General features: G+C 63.9%; 13 protein-coding genes. 4 read left to right on the top strand and 9 right to left on the bottom strand.

The window, feature by feature from the left end:
• Positions 1–193 precede the first annotated feature (193 nt).
• The 4 genes from MTX23_RS34505 to MTX23_RS34520 form a co-directional block, all read right to left on the bottom strand.
• On the bottom strand, positions 194–1,033 hold the full coding sequence (locus MTX23_RS34505; protein WP_280974526.1) for a SprT family zinc-dependent metalloprotease: 840 nt from the start codon (positions 1,031–1,033) through the stop codon (positions 194–196).
• A gap of 198 nt (positions 1,034–1,231) precedes the next feature.
• Complete coding sequence (gene phaZ, locus MTX23_RS34510) at positions 1,232–2,560, bottom strand: polyhydroxyalkanoate depolymerase (protein WP_280974527.1); 1,329 nt, start codon at positions 2,558–2,560, stop codon at positions 1,232–1,234.
• Positions 2,561–2,698: 138 nt separating this feature from the next.
• Entirely contained in the window at positions 2,699–3,523 is an 825-nt protein-coding gene (locus MTX23_RS34515; protein ID WP_280974528.1) for an ABC transporter permease, read from the bottom strand.
• The gene (locus MTX23_RS34520; protein WP_280974529.1) at positions 3,520–4,314 is read right to left on the bottom strand and encodes an ABC transporter ATP-binding protein; all 795 of its coding nucleotides are present in this window, start codon (positions 4,312–4,314) and stop codon (positions 3,520–3,522) included. The genes MTX23_RS34515 and MTX23_RS34520 overlap by 4 nt, the downstream gene beginning before the upstream one ends.
• 106 nt (positions 4,315–4,420) lie before the next feature.
• Here MTX23_RS34520 and MTX23_RS34525 point away from each other — a divergent pair, with 106 nt between their 5' ends.
• Both MTX23_RS34525 and MTX23_RS34530 read left to right on the top strand, forming a co-directional pair.
• A complete protein-coding gene (locus tag MTX23_RS34525) occupies positions 4,421–5,743 on the top strand; it encodes an ActS/PrrB/RegB family redox-sensitive histidine kinase (RefSeq protein ID WP_280974530.1) in 1,323 nt (440 codons plus the stop codon).
• Positions 5,744–5,862: 119 nt separating this feature from the next.
• Positions 5,863–6,417: an ActR/PrrA/RegA family redox response regulator transcription factor gene (locus MTX23_RS34530; protein WP_280974531.1), complete on the top strand. Its 555-nt coding sequence runs from the start codon at positions 5,863–5,865 to the stop codon at positions 6,415–6,417.
• A gap of 180 nt (positions 6,418–6,597) precedes the next feature.
• Here MTX23_RS34530 and MTX23_RS34535 read toward each other — a convergent pair whose 3' ends face one another.
• The 3 genes from MTX23_RS34535 to MTX23_RS34545 all read right to left on the bottom strand — a co-directional run bounded on the left by MTX23_RS34535 (position 6,598) and on the right by MTX23_RS34545 (position 9,796).
• A complete protein-coding gene (locus tag MTX23_RS34535; protein ID WP_280974532.1) occupies positions 6,598–7,083 on the bottom strand; it encodes an MmcB family DNA repair protein in 486 nt (161 codons plus the stop codon).
• Positions 7,084–7,275: 192 nt separating this feature from the next.
• Positions 7,276–8,880: an alpha-amylase family glycosyl hydrolase gene (locus tag MTX23_RS34540; protein WP_280974533.1), complete on the bottom strand. Its 1,605-nt coding sequence runs from the start codon at positions 8,878–8,880 to the stop codon at positions 7,276–7,278.
• Positions 8,881–8,983: 103 nt separating this feature from the next.
• On the bottom strand, positions 8,984–9,796 hold the full coding sequence (locus tag MTX23_RS34545) for an RMD1 family protein (RefSeq protein WP_280974534.1): 813 nt from the start codon (positions 9,794–9,796) through the stop codon (positions 8,984–8,986).
• A 175-nt stretch (positions 9,797–9,971) separates the two neighbouring features.
• Between MTX23_RS34545 and MTX23_RS34550 the strand changes: the two genes are divergently transcribed.
• Positions 9,972–10,640, top strand: a complete 669-nt coding sequence (locus tag MTX23_RS34550) for an MBL fold metallo-hydrolase (protein ID WP_280974535.1) — start codon at positions 9,972–9,974, stop codon at positions 10,638–10,640.
• 25 nt (positions 10,641–10,665) lie between these two features.
• On the opposite strand, the gene MTX23_RS34555 is transcribed toward MTX23_RS34550, so the two are convergent.
• Entirely contained in the window at positions 10,666–11,847 is a 1,182-nt protein-coding gene (locus tag MTX23_RS34555) for a PHB depolymerase family esterase (RefSeq protein ID WP_280974536.1), read from the bottom strand.
• Between the two features lie 175 nt (positions 11,848–12,022).
• On the bottom strand, positions 12,023–13,429 hold the full coding sequence (locus tag MTX23_RS34560) for an MFS transporter (protein WP_280974537.1): 1,407 nt from the start codon (positions 13,427–13,429) through the stop codon (positions 12,023–12,025).
• Positions 13,430–13,704: 275 nt separating this feature from the next.
• On the opposite strand from MTX23_RS34560, the gene MTX23_RS34565 reads away from it, so the two are divergent.
• Entirely contained in the window at positions 13,705–14,946 is a 1,242-nt protein-coding gene (locus tag MTX23_RS34565; RefSeq protein WP_280974538.1) for an LLM class flavin-dependent oxidoreductase, read from the top strand.
• Positions 14,947–15,261 lie beyond the last annotated feature (315 nt).

Below are 15,261 nucleotides of genomic sequence, written 5' to 3' on the forward strand. Positions count from 1 at the left end.
GGCGTGTTCGGCTCGCCGCCCGGATGAAGCCAAGGGGCTACGCGCAACGTTTCCATTGGCAACAGATCGTCATTCCCCGCGAATGCGGGGATCCAGTACGCCGCGGGCTCTCGGTTTGAAGACAGACGTCTCTGCAATACTGGATCGCCCGCTTTCGCGGGCGATGACAGTTCGATTTGGGCGCTACCGCCAGCTAATCCAGGATCCCGTAGCGATGCAGGTCGTTGCCGTGGGTGTCGAGCCAGCTCTTGGCACGCTCGACCGACGCACAGAGCTTGCCGACCACCCTCCAGAACCGCAGCGAGTGGTTCATCTCGACGAGATGCGCCACTTCATGGGCGGCGAGGTAGTCGAGCACGAAGGGCGGCGCCAGGATCAGCCGCCACGAGAACGATAGCGAACCGGCCGCGGTGCATGAGCCCCAGCGGCTGGATTGATCGCGGATCGAAATGCGCCGCACCCGGACGCCGAGTTCCGCGGCGTAAAGCTCCGCGGCCTTTTGCAGATCCTTGCGCGCCTCGCGCTTGAGGAAATCGTGCACGCGGCGATCCATGTGCTCGACGCCACCAGCGACACACAACACCTTCTCGCCGCTGTCACGGGTCTCGGTCCAGACCGTACCGCGTTCGCCGGCACGGTGAACGAGGCGGTGCGGCACGCCGCGCAACGGCACCAACGTGCCGGGCTGAAAGGGCGCGGCCTTCGGCAGACGGCCGAGACGTGCGGCGATCCAGCCGCCGTGGAGGTTCGCGAAGTCCTTGGCTTCTATGATCGTGCCACGCGGTGGCATCGTCAGGATCGCTTCACGGTCTGTCGGATGAATTCTCAACGTGTAGCGGCGCGCGCGTCTGTGTCTGCGAAGCCTGACGGTGAAGAATTGAGAGCCGTGCCTGACCAAAAGGGTCGCGGGTTCGGCGGGCCGCCGATAGAGGAGCGCGCGAGTAGCCATGTTTGAGAGTCCGGGGAGCAGGAGTTCACCCGAATTCTGCCATATCCGCCGCCAGCGGAATGGCTCGGCGCAAAAACAAATCATTTGCCCAATATACAGGGGTCGGCCGATTCTCGCCCCCTATGGGCTGGGGCTGGAACCGGAATTTTTTGAATGAATCACGATTAAAAACTAAGTCCAAAGAATGAGGAAATACTCATTCCTTGATCGTTCCCGGAATCGAAATTCTTTTAGTCAATTCAGCAGCTTGTGCCGCGACCGAAATCGCGGCCGAAACGATACCTATTCGGCCGCTGCGACCAGGGAAAGCCGCGTAGTGGCCGCCGAAACCATGAAATCGGAGATGCGCGGCACGATTTCGGAGCGGAAACGCGAGCCGTTGAACACGCCGTAATGCCCAACGCCCTTCTGCACGTAGTGGACGCGGCGATGCTTGGGAATCGCGGTGCAGAGCGCGTGCGTCGCCTCGGTCTGACCGAGGCCGGAGATGTCGTCCTTCTCGCCTTCCACCGTCATCAGCGCAACGCGGCGGATCTTCGAGGGGTCGACCGGCTTGCCGCGATGGGTCATCTCGCCCTTCGGCAGCGCGTGCTTGACGAACACGAGCTCCACGGTCTGCAGGTAATACTCCGCCGTGAGATCCATCACCGCGAGGTACTCGTCGTAGAATTCGCGGTGCTTGTCGACGAGATCGCCGTCACCCTTCACCAGATTGGCGAACAGCGCCTTGTGCGCGTCCATGTGCCTGTCAAGGTTCATGCTGATGAAGCCGTTGAGCTGCAGGAAGCCCGGATAGACGTCGCGCATCACGCCGGGATGCGGGAACGGCACCTTGGTGATGACATTGTTGCGGAACCATTCGATGCCGCGCTCTTCGGCCAGGTTGTTGACCGCGGTCGGATTGCGCCTTGTATCGATCGGACCGCCCATCAGCGTCATCGACAGCGGCACGAAGGGATCTTTGTTCGCTTCCATCACGGACACGGCCGCGACCACCGGCACCGACGGCTGGCACACCGCGATGACATGGATGTTGCCGCCGAGCGTGTGCAGCATCTCGATGACGTAGTCGACATAATCATCGAGATCGAAGCGGCCGGCTGCAAGCGGCACCATGCGCGCGTCCGCCCAGTCGGTGATGTAAACCTCATGCGTCGGCAGGAATGCCTCGACCGTGCCGCGTAGCAGCGTCGCATAATGGCCCGACATCGGCGCCACGATCAGCACGCGCGGTTGGGGCGCGCGCAGCGGGCGCGTCAGCTTGCGGTCGAAATGCAGCAGGCGGCAGAACGGCTTTTCCCAAATCGAACGGACTTCGACCGCGGTGTGGATGCCGTTGACCTCGGTCGTGGGCAGGTTCCATTCGGGCTTGCCGTAGCGGCGGGTGGTACGCTCGAACAATTCGCATGCGGCAGCGACCGATTTGCCGAACTCGGTGTGCGTCCACGGATTGAGCGGATTCTGGAACAGAATCTTGGTGGCGTCGGTCACCGCGCGCGCCGGATTGAGCGACGCATGCGCCATCTCGTACATCCAGTAAAGCGGCGTCGTGAGTGCCGGCCTGCCTTCCGCCACCAGTGGCGGGGCACCGCCAAATTCACCAATCGGCATCGTCGTTCTGACCCCTGTCATACCCCTGTTTTGCGCCGCAGCATACTGACGAATGCGCAATAATGCGTCAATGCGACGCTAGGTATATTTAGGGTCGATATCTGCCTAAAACAGCGAAATTCCTTGGGAAAGTGACATTTATTCACCAGCGCTGAGCAGCGATCCGTGACGCTTGGCGCTGCGCAAGAGGGCAAGGAAGGTTGCAAAAGATGCAGCGAACAGGACCGCGTTGATCAGAAGCGCATCGATCATCAGGTCGGCGCGGAAGACGTGGTCGATCAGAAGCGCGCGCATGCCCTCGAACACATAGGTCGGCGGCAAGGTCCAGGCGACATATTGCAGCCAGACCGGCAGCACATCGACCGGATAGTAGATGCAGGCGAGCGGCATCACCGCGAACATCAGCGTCCAGACGATGCTTTCGGCGCCGAGCCCGTTGCGCAGCACCAGGCCCGAGGCGAACACGCCAACCGACCAGCTCGTGAAGATCAGATTGCAGAAGAACGCGATCAGCGGCACCCCGATGGCGTAGAAGTTGAAGCCGAAAAAGAACAGCGCCATCAGCGTCATCGGGGTGATGCCGATGGCGAGCCGGATCAGGCTCATGATCATCAGCGAGAGCAGGAACTCGATCGGCTTCAGCGGGCTCATCATCAGGTTGCCGAGATTGCGCGCCCACATCTCTTCGAGAAACGAGATCGAGAAGCCGAGCTGCCCGCGGAACAGGATGTCCCAGAGGATGACGGCGCCGATCAGCGAGCCGCCGGCCCTGGCGAAGAAACCCGAGGTTTGCGAGATGTAGGTCTGCAGGAAGCCCCAGGTGATGATCTGCAGCGCCGGCCAATAGACCAGTTCCAGAAGCCGCGGCCACGACGACATCAACAGATACCAATAGCGCAGCACCATCGCATTGATGCGATGCAGGGAAATTCCGTGATTCTGCCGGCTCACGACCTCACTCACGTCACGCCCTCCCGCATCCGGCCGCGCGCGACGTCGAGAAACACCTCTTCCAGCGTGTCACGGTTATAGCGCGCCATGATCCGGTCAGGGCTGTCGTCGTCCTCGATCTTGCCGCGCTTCATGATGATGACGCGGTCGCACAGGCGCTCGACCTCCAGCATGTTGTGCGATGCGAGCAGGATCGTGGCGTTGTGGGTCTTGCGATAGGTTTCAAGATGCTGCCGCACCCAATCGGCGGTGTCAGGATCGAGCGACGCGGTCGGCTCGTCCAGCAGCAGCAGTTCCGGCTGGTTGATCAGCGCCTTCGCGAGCGCGACGCGCGTCTTTTGCCCGGCGGACAGCTTTCCATTGGCGCGATCGAGGAAATCCTTGAGGTCGAGATCGGCGGCAAGCCGGTCGATCCGCTCGCGCAAATGCGTCACCGCATAAAGGCGCCCGAAAATCGTCAGGTTCTGCCGCACCGTGAGCCGCATCGGCATATCGACATAGGGGCTTTCGAAGTTCATCCGGCCGAGCACGTCGTAGCTCTGCTCGGGGATCTTGGCGCCCAAGACCTGAACTCGGCCCGAGGTCGGCAGCACCAGCCCCATGATCATCGCGATCGTCGTGGTCTTGCCGGCGCCGTTGCCGCCGAGCAGTCCGGTGATGCTACCGCGCGCGATGCGGAAGGAGATATCGTCGACGGCGCGGGTGGTCTTGTAGAGCTTGACCAGATGCGCGACATCGATCGCTGCCGATCCGCTCAGATCGGCCGCCGGCGGTTGCCCCTGACCTGTCTCGCTCTGTTGCATATGGCCGTTCATTGAGCCATTGCGACAATAAGCGCAAGGCTTGCGCCGCCTCCTTGCGGTAAGTCGCGAATTTGTGCGCTGCCCATAGCACAGCTAAGGTCCAGATATGACCGACCTCGCCGCCTCCGATTTCCGCCAGCCACGCAGCTATGTCCGCCTGGATACGATCCTGCGGCTGCGCTGGCTGGCCGCGCTTGGCCAGCTGGTGGCGATCTTCATCGTCGCCCAGGGATTGGAATTCGACGTTCCGATCGTACCCTGCGTCTGCATCATCGCGTTCTCGGCGTTGCTCAATCTGGGACTGCAGATCGCCTTCAATCCGATGCAACGGCTGGAGCCGACCCACGCCGCTGCCCTGCTCGCGCTCAACATTGTGGAGCTTGCCGCGCTGCTCTATTTCACCGGCGGCCTGCAGAACCCGTTCTCGTTCCTGTTCCTCGCACCCGTGCTGATCTCGGCCACGGTGCTGCCGGTCCGGCTGACCATCGCGCTTGGTTGCCTAGCGGTCGCCTGCGCCTCGGCGCTGTTCTTCTACCATCTTCCGCTGCCGTGGGACGCCGACGATCCGCTGGTGCTGCCGCCGATCTATTTGATCGGCGTCTGGTTTTCGATCCTGCTCGCGATCGGTGTCACCAGCCTCTATGCGTTTCAGGTGACGGAGGAAGCGCGTCAGCTCTCCGACGCGCTCGCGGCCACCGAACTGGTGCTGACGCGCGAGCAGCATCTGACCCAGCTCGACGGCCTTGCCGCCGCCGCGGCGCACGAGCTCGGCACCCCGCTGTCGACGATCTTCCTGATTTCGCGCGAACTCGAGAAGACGGTGCAGGAGCCGAGCCTCGCAGGTGACCTGAAGACCCTGCGCGAGCAGGCGCAGCGCTGCCGCGACATCCTGAGCAAGATCGCGCAGTTGTCATCGAGCGGCGCGCCGTTCGACAACATGAAGCTGTCGACGCTGATCGAGGAGGCGGTGGCGCCGCATCGCGACTTCGGCGTCAATATCAAGGTGCGGCTTGCTGTCGCAGCGACACCCGAGCCGATCGGCGCCCGCAACCCCGCGATTCTCTATGGAGTCGGAAATATTCTGGAAAATGCCGTCGATTTCGCGCACCGGACGGTCGAGGTGAATGCGTGGTGGAATGCCGAAACCGTTGAGATTGTGATCTCCGATGACGGTCCGGGCATCGCGCCGGACATGCTGAAACGGATCGGAGAACCTTATCTGTCGCGCCGCCGGGGCGCAGATGAGGCTCAAAATACCCGCGGAGGCCTGGGTCTCGGCGTTTTCATCGCAAGGACGCTGCTGGAGCGCACCGGCGCCAAGGTGTCGTTTACCAACCGCATCTTCCCCGATCACGGCGCCGTCGCTCAGATCGTCTGGCCGCGCGAGCGCTTCGAAGGCACAGCGCCGAACGCCGAGAGCGCATCTTAAGAACAATTCTCAATCACACGTCTGGCATTACTGATGCAGCGGCCGCGACTTTCGGCTGCCTTGGCAGCGCCGCACTGCGCCCCCATATAATGGCGGTCTGCCACAGGGAAAAATCGACAGTGAACGCTATCGCTGAACTGAATGAGCACACCGACCGATCGCTCCTCATTGTCGAGGACGACAAGCCGTTCCTGGAGCGCCTGTCGCGCGCCATGGAGACACGCGGCTTCTCGGTGACGTCATGCGATACTGTGTCCGATGGTCTCGCCGAGATCGGCCGTGCCGCGCCCGCTTTCGCGGTCGTCGACCTCCGGCTTGGCGACGGCAACGGTCTCGACGTCGTCTCGGCGTTGAAGCGCAAGCGTCCCGATGCGCGTGCGATCGTGCTCACCGGCTACGGCAACATCGCCACCGCCGTCACCGCGGTGAAGATGGGCGCCGTCGATTATCTGTCGAAGCCGGCCGACGCCGACGACGTCGTCGCCGCGCTGTTGGCGAGTGGTACCGAGAAGTCCGAGCTGCCGACCAATCCGATGTCGGCCGACCGTGTGCGCTGGGAGCACATCCAGCGCATCTACGAGATGTGCAACCGCAACGTCTCGGAGACCGCGCGCCGGCTCAACATGCACCGCCGCACGCTGCAGCGCATCCTCGCCAAGCGCGCGCCGCGGTAAGCGTCGTTTGACATTCCTTCGTGATGGCCGGGCAAAAGCGCGAAGCTCGTCTTCGCGCTGGACGTCCCGGCCATTTGCTTTTTGTAGCCCGGATGGAGCGCAGCGAAATCCGGGGCGGACCGTTCAGCGGAAAGGCTTACCCGGATTGCGCTGCGCTTCATCCGGGCTGCGTGACCGTCTTCAAAACTCGCTATGCCCCTGCGGGTCGACCAGCCGGTTGATCCGCTGCGCCGCGGCCATGGCAAAGCGCACCGTCATCGCCTTGCGCGTTGGCGCCGGCAGGCGATGCTCGGGTGCCTCGCAATGCAAATGCGCGCCATAGGCGTCGGCGATGATCAGGCCGGTATCGGCGGGAAAGATCTCGCACGGCAGATCCTGGGTAAAGGCGAAGAACAACCGGTCGCAATGCATCCGGTAGTCCTGCCATTTCTGGTCGGCGCGCAGATCTTCCACCGACGACTTGATCTCGACGATCCAGATCTCGCCGCGCTCATTGAGCGCGACCAGGTCGGCGCGGCGGCCGGACGGCAGCGGCAACTCACTGATGCAGGAAAAGCCCAGCGATCTCAGGAGCCTCGCCGTGCCGCGCGCGACCGCAAGCGCGGTCTCCGACTGGCGTCGGTCAGGCGCGGGCACAAGCGCGATCTGGTGGGCGGGCGATTCCATCGCGGCAAGATTAGCCGATTCCGTTGCGCGGCGGCAGCGCCGGATTCGGCCGCGAATTCGCGACGGAACCGCGTTGCCGCTGGTTGGATAGTCAGGATCGACTATCCAACCCACTGCGGAGAGACCCCCACCCCGGCCCTCCGCCACAAGCGGAGAGGGAGCCTCAGGATTGTGCTCACATCACGAAAATCATCACGGCAATGGCAGGCCGAGGATCACGCCCTCGTTGCCACGCAGTTCGAGCTTGCCTTCGATCTTCTCGCCCTGCCGGTCCATGAACGTCGACAGCAGGATCTCATTGCTGAAGCCGATGGCGCTGGAGATGATCGCCGCGGCCTCCGTACCAAGATTCAGCGCGATCACCGCCACGCCTTCCGCGCTGCGCCGCCGATAGAGCAGGACGTCACCATGCGCCGCCACCGGCTCGTAATTGCCGCGGACGAGCTGCGGCATCCGTCGCCGCAGCGCGATCAGCGCCTTGTAGAGGTTGAGGATCGATGCCCTGTCCGCCTCCAGTCCGGCGACGTTGTCGCCGGCGAAGTCGCGTGCCAGCGGCAGCCAGGGCTCCACTGTCGAGAAACCAGCGTAGCGCTCTGCGCTCCATTGCATCGGCGTGCGGCAGCCGTCGCGGCCGACACCGATGCCCGGCACGTTCTTCTCAAAGGGATCGCGCACCTGGTCCGGCGCGATCGCGAGCTGACGCATCCCAATCTCGTCGCCGTAATAGAGCGTCGGTGTCCCGCGCAGCGTCAGCAGCAGCATCGCGGCGACTGGCGCCTGTGCGAGCCCAACCCGGCTCGCCACCCGCGGCCGGTCGTGATTGCCGAGCACCCAGTTCGGCCATGCCCCCGGCGGCAGTGCCTTTTCGTAGTCGACAATGATCTTCTCGACCGAACGCGCGCTCCACATGGTCGACAGCAGCGCGAAATTGAACGGCATCTGCGCGCCGCGCAGATCGTTGCCGTAGTAGGCGACCAGCCGGTGCAGCGGCAGATAGACCTCGCCGATCAGCACGCGATTATCGAACTCCTCGGTGACGCGGCGCATCTCGGTGATGACGGCATGCACCTCGGGCTGGTCCGTCGAGTATTGCGTGAGGAATGTCTCGTACGGCGGCCGGCCCTTGATATAGTGCGGGTTCGGCGGATTGTCGCGGAATTCAGCGTCCTTGATCAGGTGCCAGATCACATCGACGCGGAAGCCATCGACGCCCTTGCGCAGCCAGAAGCGCATCACGTCGTAGATCGCCGCCCGCACCTCGGGATTGCGCCAGTTGAGATCGGGCTGCTGGGCGAGGAAGGCGTGATAGTAATATTGCCCCGAGGCCTCGTCATACGCCCAGGCGCTGCCGCCGAATTCGGACAGCCAGTTGTTGGGCGGCCCACCGTCAGGCGCGCGATCGCGCCAGATGTACCAATCGCGCTTGGGGTTCTCGCGTGAGCTCTTCGCCTCGACGAACCAGGGATGCTGCTCGGAAGTGTGGTTCGGGACGAGATCGAGGATCAGCTTGAGGCCGGAATCATGCGCGGCCGCGACAAGCTCGTCGAAATCCTCCATCGTCCCAAACAGCGGATCGATGGCGGTGTAGTCCGAGATATCGTAGCCGAAATCGGCCATCGGCGAAGGAAAGATCGGCGACAGCCAGATCGCATCCACGCCAAGCTCCGTCAGATAAGGCAGCCGCTTGATGATCCCCCTGATGTCGCCGACGCCGTCGCCGTCAGTATCCTGAAACGAGCGCGGATAGATCTGATAGAAGATTCCGTGCCGCCACCAGTCCGTGTCGCCCTGATCCATCCCGCACCCCAAGCTCGCCGCCCGGCCCAAGCGGGGCAACGCCCGGTGCCACCGCCGGGTTCACGGATGACGCACAATTCGGGACGGAAAAATGACGGCGGGCTCAGTGCCGGGCCGTCACAATCTGGAAGATGGTGATCAGAACCTCGAACAGGATCAGGAAGACGATGATCAGCTCCAGCCGCAGCGAGCGGCCGGTGTCGATGATGTCGGTCAGGACCTGGGCGGTCTCGGCGATGACGGCAAGCTTGCGATTCAGCGACTCGGCACGCTCCTTGAGCTCATACTCATCCTCGAGCCGGGCGTAGAGCCGCTCGAGCTGCGGCTTGTCCCACAGGATGTCCGGCTTCTCCGACACCTCGACCGGACCGGACACGCGATGCCGGACCAACAGCGCATTGCCGATGTGCTTCAGGATCGCAGCGCGCCCGCCGTAGATCCGCCCGCCCTTGGCAAGTTCACGCGCCAATGGCTCGGTCATGTCGAAGACGGCCGCGACCTCGCGCTCGTGCCGCGCCAGCACCACGCTCTTGGCCAGCGCCTCGCCGACGATGATCAGGCGTTCCGGCGACAGGCCTTGCAGATAGATCGGACCGCCGGGCGGAATCTGATCGTCCTTCTCCGCGGCGACCTCGATGATCGCGATCTCCTCTTCGCGCCGGGTGAAATGGCCGGTCATCCGTGACTGCAGGCTGCGAAGGAATTCATCCTCCTCGAGCGCGTTGAGACCGATCAGGACGACGACGCCGTAACGGAACAGAATGGCGACGCCACTGTCGTTGACGCGGAATGCAAGCGGCGTCGTGGCCAGCACGTCGCCGCGCTCCAGGCCGGACGTGTTGATGCGGTCCGCGACGAAGAATGCGCGGGCAGTAGTCCGGTGTCCGCCGAGCGGTGGTTTTGAGGCCTGGGTCATGGAGTTCCGGACTGCGAGGACCTAGATCATGGTTGAGAGCAGCGGCGTACCGGGCTGCTCACGAATTTGTTCTGCCAGGCACGACCTTATCACGGTCTGTTTTGGGATCACACGCCGGGTCAGGCGCATTTCCAGTCCGTGTTGACGGCTTTTCCTGGAAGCCTATGGTGACGTCATGGACGAGAAAACCGAAACCAAACCGAAGGCCGGCGCGATCATCGTACCGGTGACGCTGTTCGAGCAGAACTGCACCATCATCTGGCACGAGCCAACCAAGAAGGCCGTGGTGATCGACCCCGGCGGGGACGTGCCGAAGATCCAGGCCGCGATCAAGCAGACCGGCGTGACGGTGGAGAAGATCTGGCTGACACACGGCCACATCGATCATGTCGGCGGCGCCGCGGAGCTGCGCGACGCGCTGCAGGTCAAGATCGAGGGACCGCACATCGCCGATAAATATCTGCTCGACAATGTCGTCTCGAGCGGCGAGCGCTTCGGCATGACCGGGGTGCGCAATTTCGGCCCGGACCGCTGGCTCGACGAGGGCGACCAGGTCTCGATCGGCGATCTCACCTTCGACATCCTGCACTGCCCCGGGCATTCGCCGGGCAGCGTGGTGTTCTTCAACAAGGAGCTGCGCTTCGCGCATGTCGGCGACGTCCTGTTCGCGGGCTCGGTCGGGCGCACCGACCTGCCCGGCGGCAGCCATGCGACGCTGATCCAGTCGATCAAGGAGAAGCTGCTGCCGCTCGGCGACGATGTCGGTTTCATCTGCGGCCACGGCGCGGGCTCGAGCATCGGCCAGGAGCGGATGACGAACCCGTTCCTGACCGGCGAGATGTGAGCTGCTCAGGCGCCAACCTCGCCTGCTATTTCATCAGCCCCGCGGCCGTCAGCGCCCGCGCGATGACGCGGCCGACATCGACGCCGCGGCTCCGCGCCTTGCGCGGCCGGGTGCTGCGGCGGCCGGGTGCCGCTGCGGTGGCGGGCTCCGACGCCGTCACTGGAATCGTCATGGAGATCGTGTCGGCGCGCTCGCGCGGGACACCCGTCGGCGCCACATGCGGCTGACGCGCTCGATCGGTCAGGCCGAAAAAGCTCGCGATGTGATAGGATGACGAGATTCCGGCCTCGATCAGGAACGCGCCCTCCACGCCATAGCGCTCGTCATTGTCGGCGAGGCCGAGCGGCGTGCCATGCGCCATGTTGGTGATGGTGTAGGACTCGACCAGCGTCTCGCCGTCGGCATTCCACCAGACCTCGCGCGCGTGGCCGTCGACATCGGATTTCGACATCGCGCCAAGCGGCAGACCGTGGACGTCGAGCCATTGCCGCACGATCGCATCGGCATTGGCCGGATGCACGGTGCGGTCGGCGCTGCCGTGCCATACCGAGATCTTCGGCCACGCGCCCTTGTGCGTCGAGGCCTTGCGGACGAGATCGCCGAGCTCAGGCGCGGGCAGTGCGCTCGCATGCATCATCGCATGCAGCGCCTCGCGCAGATTGCTGGCGACGCCGTACGGCAGGCCAGCGATGATCGCGCCACCCGCGAACACATCGGGATAGGTCGCGAGCATGACGGAGGCCATCGCGCCGCCGGCGGACAATCCCGTCACATAGACGCGCCGCGGATCGACCTGATGCGTGCTGACCATGTGCGCGATCATCTGCCTGATCGAACGAGCCTCGCCGTGGCCGCGCGCGATATCCTCCGGGTTGAACCAGTTGAAACAGGTATTGCCGTTGTTGATCGCCTGCTGCTCCGGCACCAGCAGCGCGAAACCGTAATGCCCGGCGAGCGTCGACCAGCCGGTGCCGAGATCGTAGGACGCCGCCGTCTGGCCGCAGCCATGCAGCACGACGACGAGCGCCGGCGACCGCGCAAGCTGCGCGGGCACGAACGAGAACATCTTCAGTGCGCCGGGATTGGCGCCGAATTCGGTCGTCTCGACGAGCGGCGTCGGCACGGCGGGAGCGAGCGCGCCCAAGCCGTTGAACGCGTTCATCTTGGGCAGATGACGCAGAAATTCGACGTTGTTGACCAGTGACAACAGCAACTCCTGAGGTGATTCTTCTTCTGGTGTTACCAAACCAGATAGTTGCTGCACTGCAAACTGAAAAGGCCGTGTGCTGTCATTCCCTCTGAATCGTGAGATTCGGCGTTAACGCGTGATCATCTCCTGATTTGAGCATGATGTTTCGGAAAACGGCTTCTACCTTTTCGGATCATGCGCTGGCGCGACGCATCCATGACAGAAATGCGGCTGAAATCGCGACCGACAGCACAAACAATGCGCATGCCGCAAACAGCGCCACGCGTGATGAAATCGCAGTCTCGACGGCGAAGAAAACCGCGCCGATTGCGGCGACACCGGCCGCATTACCGATTTGCGTTGTCGTTCCATACATGCCCGAGCCTGCACCGGCGCTCGCAGGATTCACGCTCGAGAGCACCGCGCTCGACAACGGCGCCATCACCAGTCCCTGACCATAGCCGACAATCATCAGCACCAGCGCAAGCATCAGCGCCGACGGTGCCGCGATCATCTCGACGGCGGCAACGAGCGCGGCAAGACCGATGATCTGCAAGGCGCAGCCCTCGATCAGCACCAGCGTGCCGCGATGCCGGGCGCGCACGCCGCTGTGGCGCGAGGCGACCACGAAGGTCAACGCCAGCGGCACGAACACCAGTCCCGCCTGCAGCGGCGGAATCTGCAAGCCCCTCTGCATGAAGATGGTCATGACGAGGTAGAAGGACAGATTGGCGAAAAAGAAGAAGAACACGGCGACCAATCCGCGCATGAAGGCGACGTCCGACAGCAGCGCCAGATCGATCAACGGCATGCCGCCGCGGCACGCCACGATGCGCTCCAGCCGCACGAAGCCGGCCACGATCGCAACGCCCGCCGCCATCACCAGCCACACCTCACCCGACCAGTTGAGATCGTAGCCGAACAGCAGCGGGCCGATCAGGCACAGCAGGCCCGCGAACAGCACGAGCGCGCCTGCTATATCGAGCCGCATGCCGACGCGGCGCGGTACGGTCGGCATGATCTTCAGCGCCGCCGCGATGATGATGACGCCGCAGGGCACGTTGACGAAGAACACCGCGCGCCAGCCGAGGCCGGCGAGATCGAGCGTCACCAGCACGCCGCCGAGCATGAAGCCCGCGGCACCCGCGAGCCCAAGCACGACGCCGTAGATGCCGAAGGCCCGCGCGCGGGCGGCATCCGAGAACTGCAGATGCAGTGTCGCCAGCACCTGCGGCACCATCAGCGCCGCGGTCGTCCCCTGCGCCAGCCTTGCTGCGATCAGCTCGGGGCCGGATTGCGCGAGGCCGCACCACAGCGAGGTCAGCGAAAAGCCGGCGACGCCGGCGATGAACACGTTTCTTGTGCCGTAGATGTCGCCGAGCCGGCCGCCGGTCACCACCAGCGTCGCATAGGCGATCAGGTAGATCGCGATCACGGCCTCGATCTGCGCCGGCGTCGCCTTCAGCTCCACTGCAATCGTCGGGATCGCCACGTTGACGATGAAGGCATCGACGCCGAACATGAACTGCGCGGCGACGACGATCGCAAGCACCCACCAGCGGCGGGATGTGTCCGCTCGCGCCGAAACGATCTGATGCATGCGCTGTGGCCCCGCCCGAAACAATGAGACGCCTGACATCAGCAGATTCCGGTCATCCGTTCGATTACCTCCGAGGTAAGAAACGGATCACGGGAGTTCGGCCTCGGGGGCCAACTTGCGTTGACGCGCTGGGAAACATTCCGGACGGCGGCAAGCGCCGCCGATTTGCGCAACAACCATGCGGGCGCTGCAGCCCCCAAGCATTGCCATGCCCGGGCCCACCCCGTAGGTTGATCAAAAGCCCCCGATAACAAATAAGCCGGAGAGAACGACCTATGGCGCGCCTCAAGTTCGGAGCCTTCCTCGCCCCGCATCACCCGATCGGCGAGCATCCGATGCTGCAATTCCGCCGCGACCTCGATTTTGTCGAGCAGCTCGACGACCTCGGCTATGACGAGTTCTGGTGCGGCGAGCACCATTCCTCGGGCTGGGAGACGATCGCGTCGCCGGAGATGTTCCTGGCCGCCGCCGGCGAGCGGACCAAGCGCATCAAGCTCGGCACCGGCGTGATCTCGCTGCCCTATCACCACCCATTCAACGTCGCGCAGCGCATGGTGCAGCTCGACCACATGACCGGCGGCCGCGCCATCTTCGGCTCCGGCCCCGGCGCGCTCGCCTCCGACGCCCACACGCTCGGCATCGACCCGATGACGCAGCGCGACCGCCAGGACGAGGCGATTGCGGTGATCCGCCGGCTGTTCAACGGCGAACGCGTCACGGCGAAGAGCGACTGGTTCGAGATGCACGACGCCGCGCTGCAGATCCTGCCGCTGCAGGAGGACATGCCGTTCGTGGTGGCCTCGCAGATCTCGCCGTCGGGCATGACGCTGGCCGGAAAGTACGGCATCGGCATCATCTCGCTCGGCTCGATGTCGACTCAGGGCCTGATGGCGCTGCCGCAGCAATGGCAGTTTGCCGAGGATGCCGCCAAGAAGGCCGGCACCACTGTGAGCCGCTCGAACTGGCGCGTGCTGCTGTCGTGGCACATCGCCGAGACCCGCGAGCAGGCGCGGCGCGAGGCCGGCGCCGGCCTGATGCGCTGGCACAACGAGTATAATGTCGGCACCCTGATGCGGCCGGGCCTGACCGCGTTCTCCTCGCCGGACGAAGCCGTCGACAAGACCGCCTTCGTCGACGGCGCCGCCTCCACCATCGGCACGCCGGATGATCTCGTGAAGATGATCAAGAATCTCGTGCAGGTGTCCGGCGGCGTCGGCACCATCGTGGGCTTCGCGCATGACTGGGCCAATCCGGAAAACACCCGCCGGAGCTGGGACCTGGTCGCGCGCTATGTGATCCCCGAGATCAACGGCTATATCGATGGCCTGCGCAAGTCGCGCCAGTTCCTGATCGACAATCGCGCAGTGTTCGAGCGTGCAGGCCAAGCGGTGATGGCCAAGATCATGGAGAACGACAAGGCCGCCGCCGCGCTTCAGCAGACCGGCCCCGGCCGCGTCGCCATCCCCGCCGTGAATGCACCGGATCTGCAGAAGGCGGCCGCCAAGCAGAAGGCGTGACTTCGGCGCGTCGCGCTGTGTTCGCGCAGCTATTCGTTCCGTCATCCTGGGCGCTCGCGCAGCGAGCCTCGAAGGATGGCCGGCCTCGCTGGTGGCCGTCGTGCTTCGAGACGGCCTCTCTGCGGCCTCCTCAGCATGACGGGGGCAGAATTGAGCGCGACCATCCGTTTTCGTTGTCTGGTGCTTGCGCAAAAATCCGCATTCTCGCGACATGATTTGTCCGAGCTTTGCTCTTCGTTTCGTCCTCATCTCGATCAGAGGGCGCAGGGAAAGCCGGGTGCCGATCGCACCCATGGGCCCTGTGCAGTGAAAAAA

The sequence above is a fragment of the Bradyrhizobium sp. ISRA436 genome, assembly GCF_029910015.1.
Classification (GTDB): Bacteria; Pseudomonadota; Alphaproteobacteria; order Rhizobiales; family Xanthobacteraceae; genus Bradyrhizobium.

Coding starts and splice junctions, on each gene's coding strand:
- MTX23_RS34505 (WP_280974526.1), bottom strand. CDS start 1,033: ATGATTTGTTTTTGCGCCGAGCCATTCCGCTGGCGGCGGATATGGCAG.
- phaZ (WP_280974527.1), bottom strand. CDS start 2,560: ATGCCGATTGGTGAATTTGGCGGTGCCCCGCCACTGGTGGCGGAAGGC.
- MTX23_RS34520 (WP_280974529.1), bottom strand. CDS start 4,314: ATGCAACAGAGCGAGACAGGTCAGGGGCAACCGCCGGCGGCCGATCTG.
- MTX23_RS34525 (WP_280974530.1), top strand. CDS start 4,421: ATGACCGACCTCGCCGCCTCCGATTTCCGCCAGCCACGCAGCTATGTC.
- MTX23_RS34535 (WP_280974532.1), bottom strand. CDS start 7,083: ATGGAATCGCCCGCCCACCAGATCGCGCTTGTGCCCGCGCCTGACCGA.
- MTX23_RS34540 (WP_280974533.1), bottom strand. CDS start 8,880: ATGGATCAGGGCGACACGGACTGGTGGCGGCACGGAATCTTCTATCAG.
- MTX23_RS34545 (WP_280974534.1), bottom strand. CDS start 9,796: ATGACCCAGGCCTCAAAACCACCGCTCGGCGGACACCGGACTACTGCC.
- MTX23_RS34550 (WP_280974535.1), top strand. CDS start 9,972: ATGGACGAGAAAACCGAAACCAAACCGAAGGCCGGCGCGATCATCGTA.
- MTX23_RS34560 (WP_280974537.1), bottom strand. CDS start 13,429: ATGCATCAGATCGTTTCGGCGCGAGCGGACACATCCCGCCGCTGGTGG.
- MTX23_RS34565 (WP_280974538.1), top strand. CDS start 13,705: ATGGCGCGCCTCAAGTTCGGAGCCTTCCTCGCCCCGCATCACCCGATC.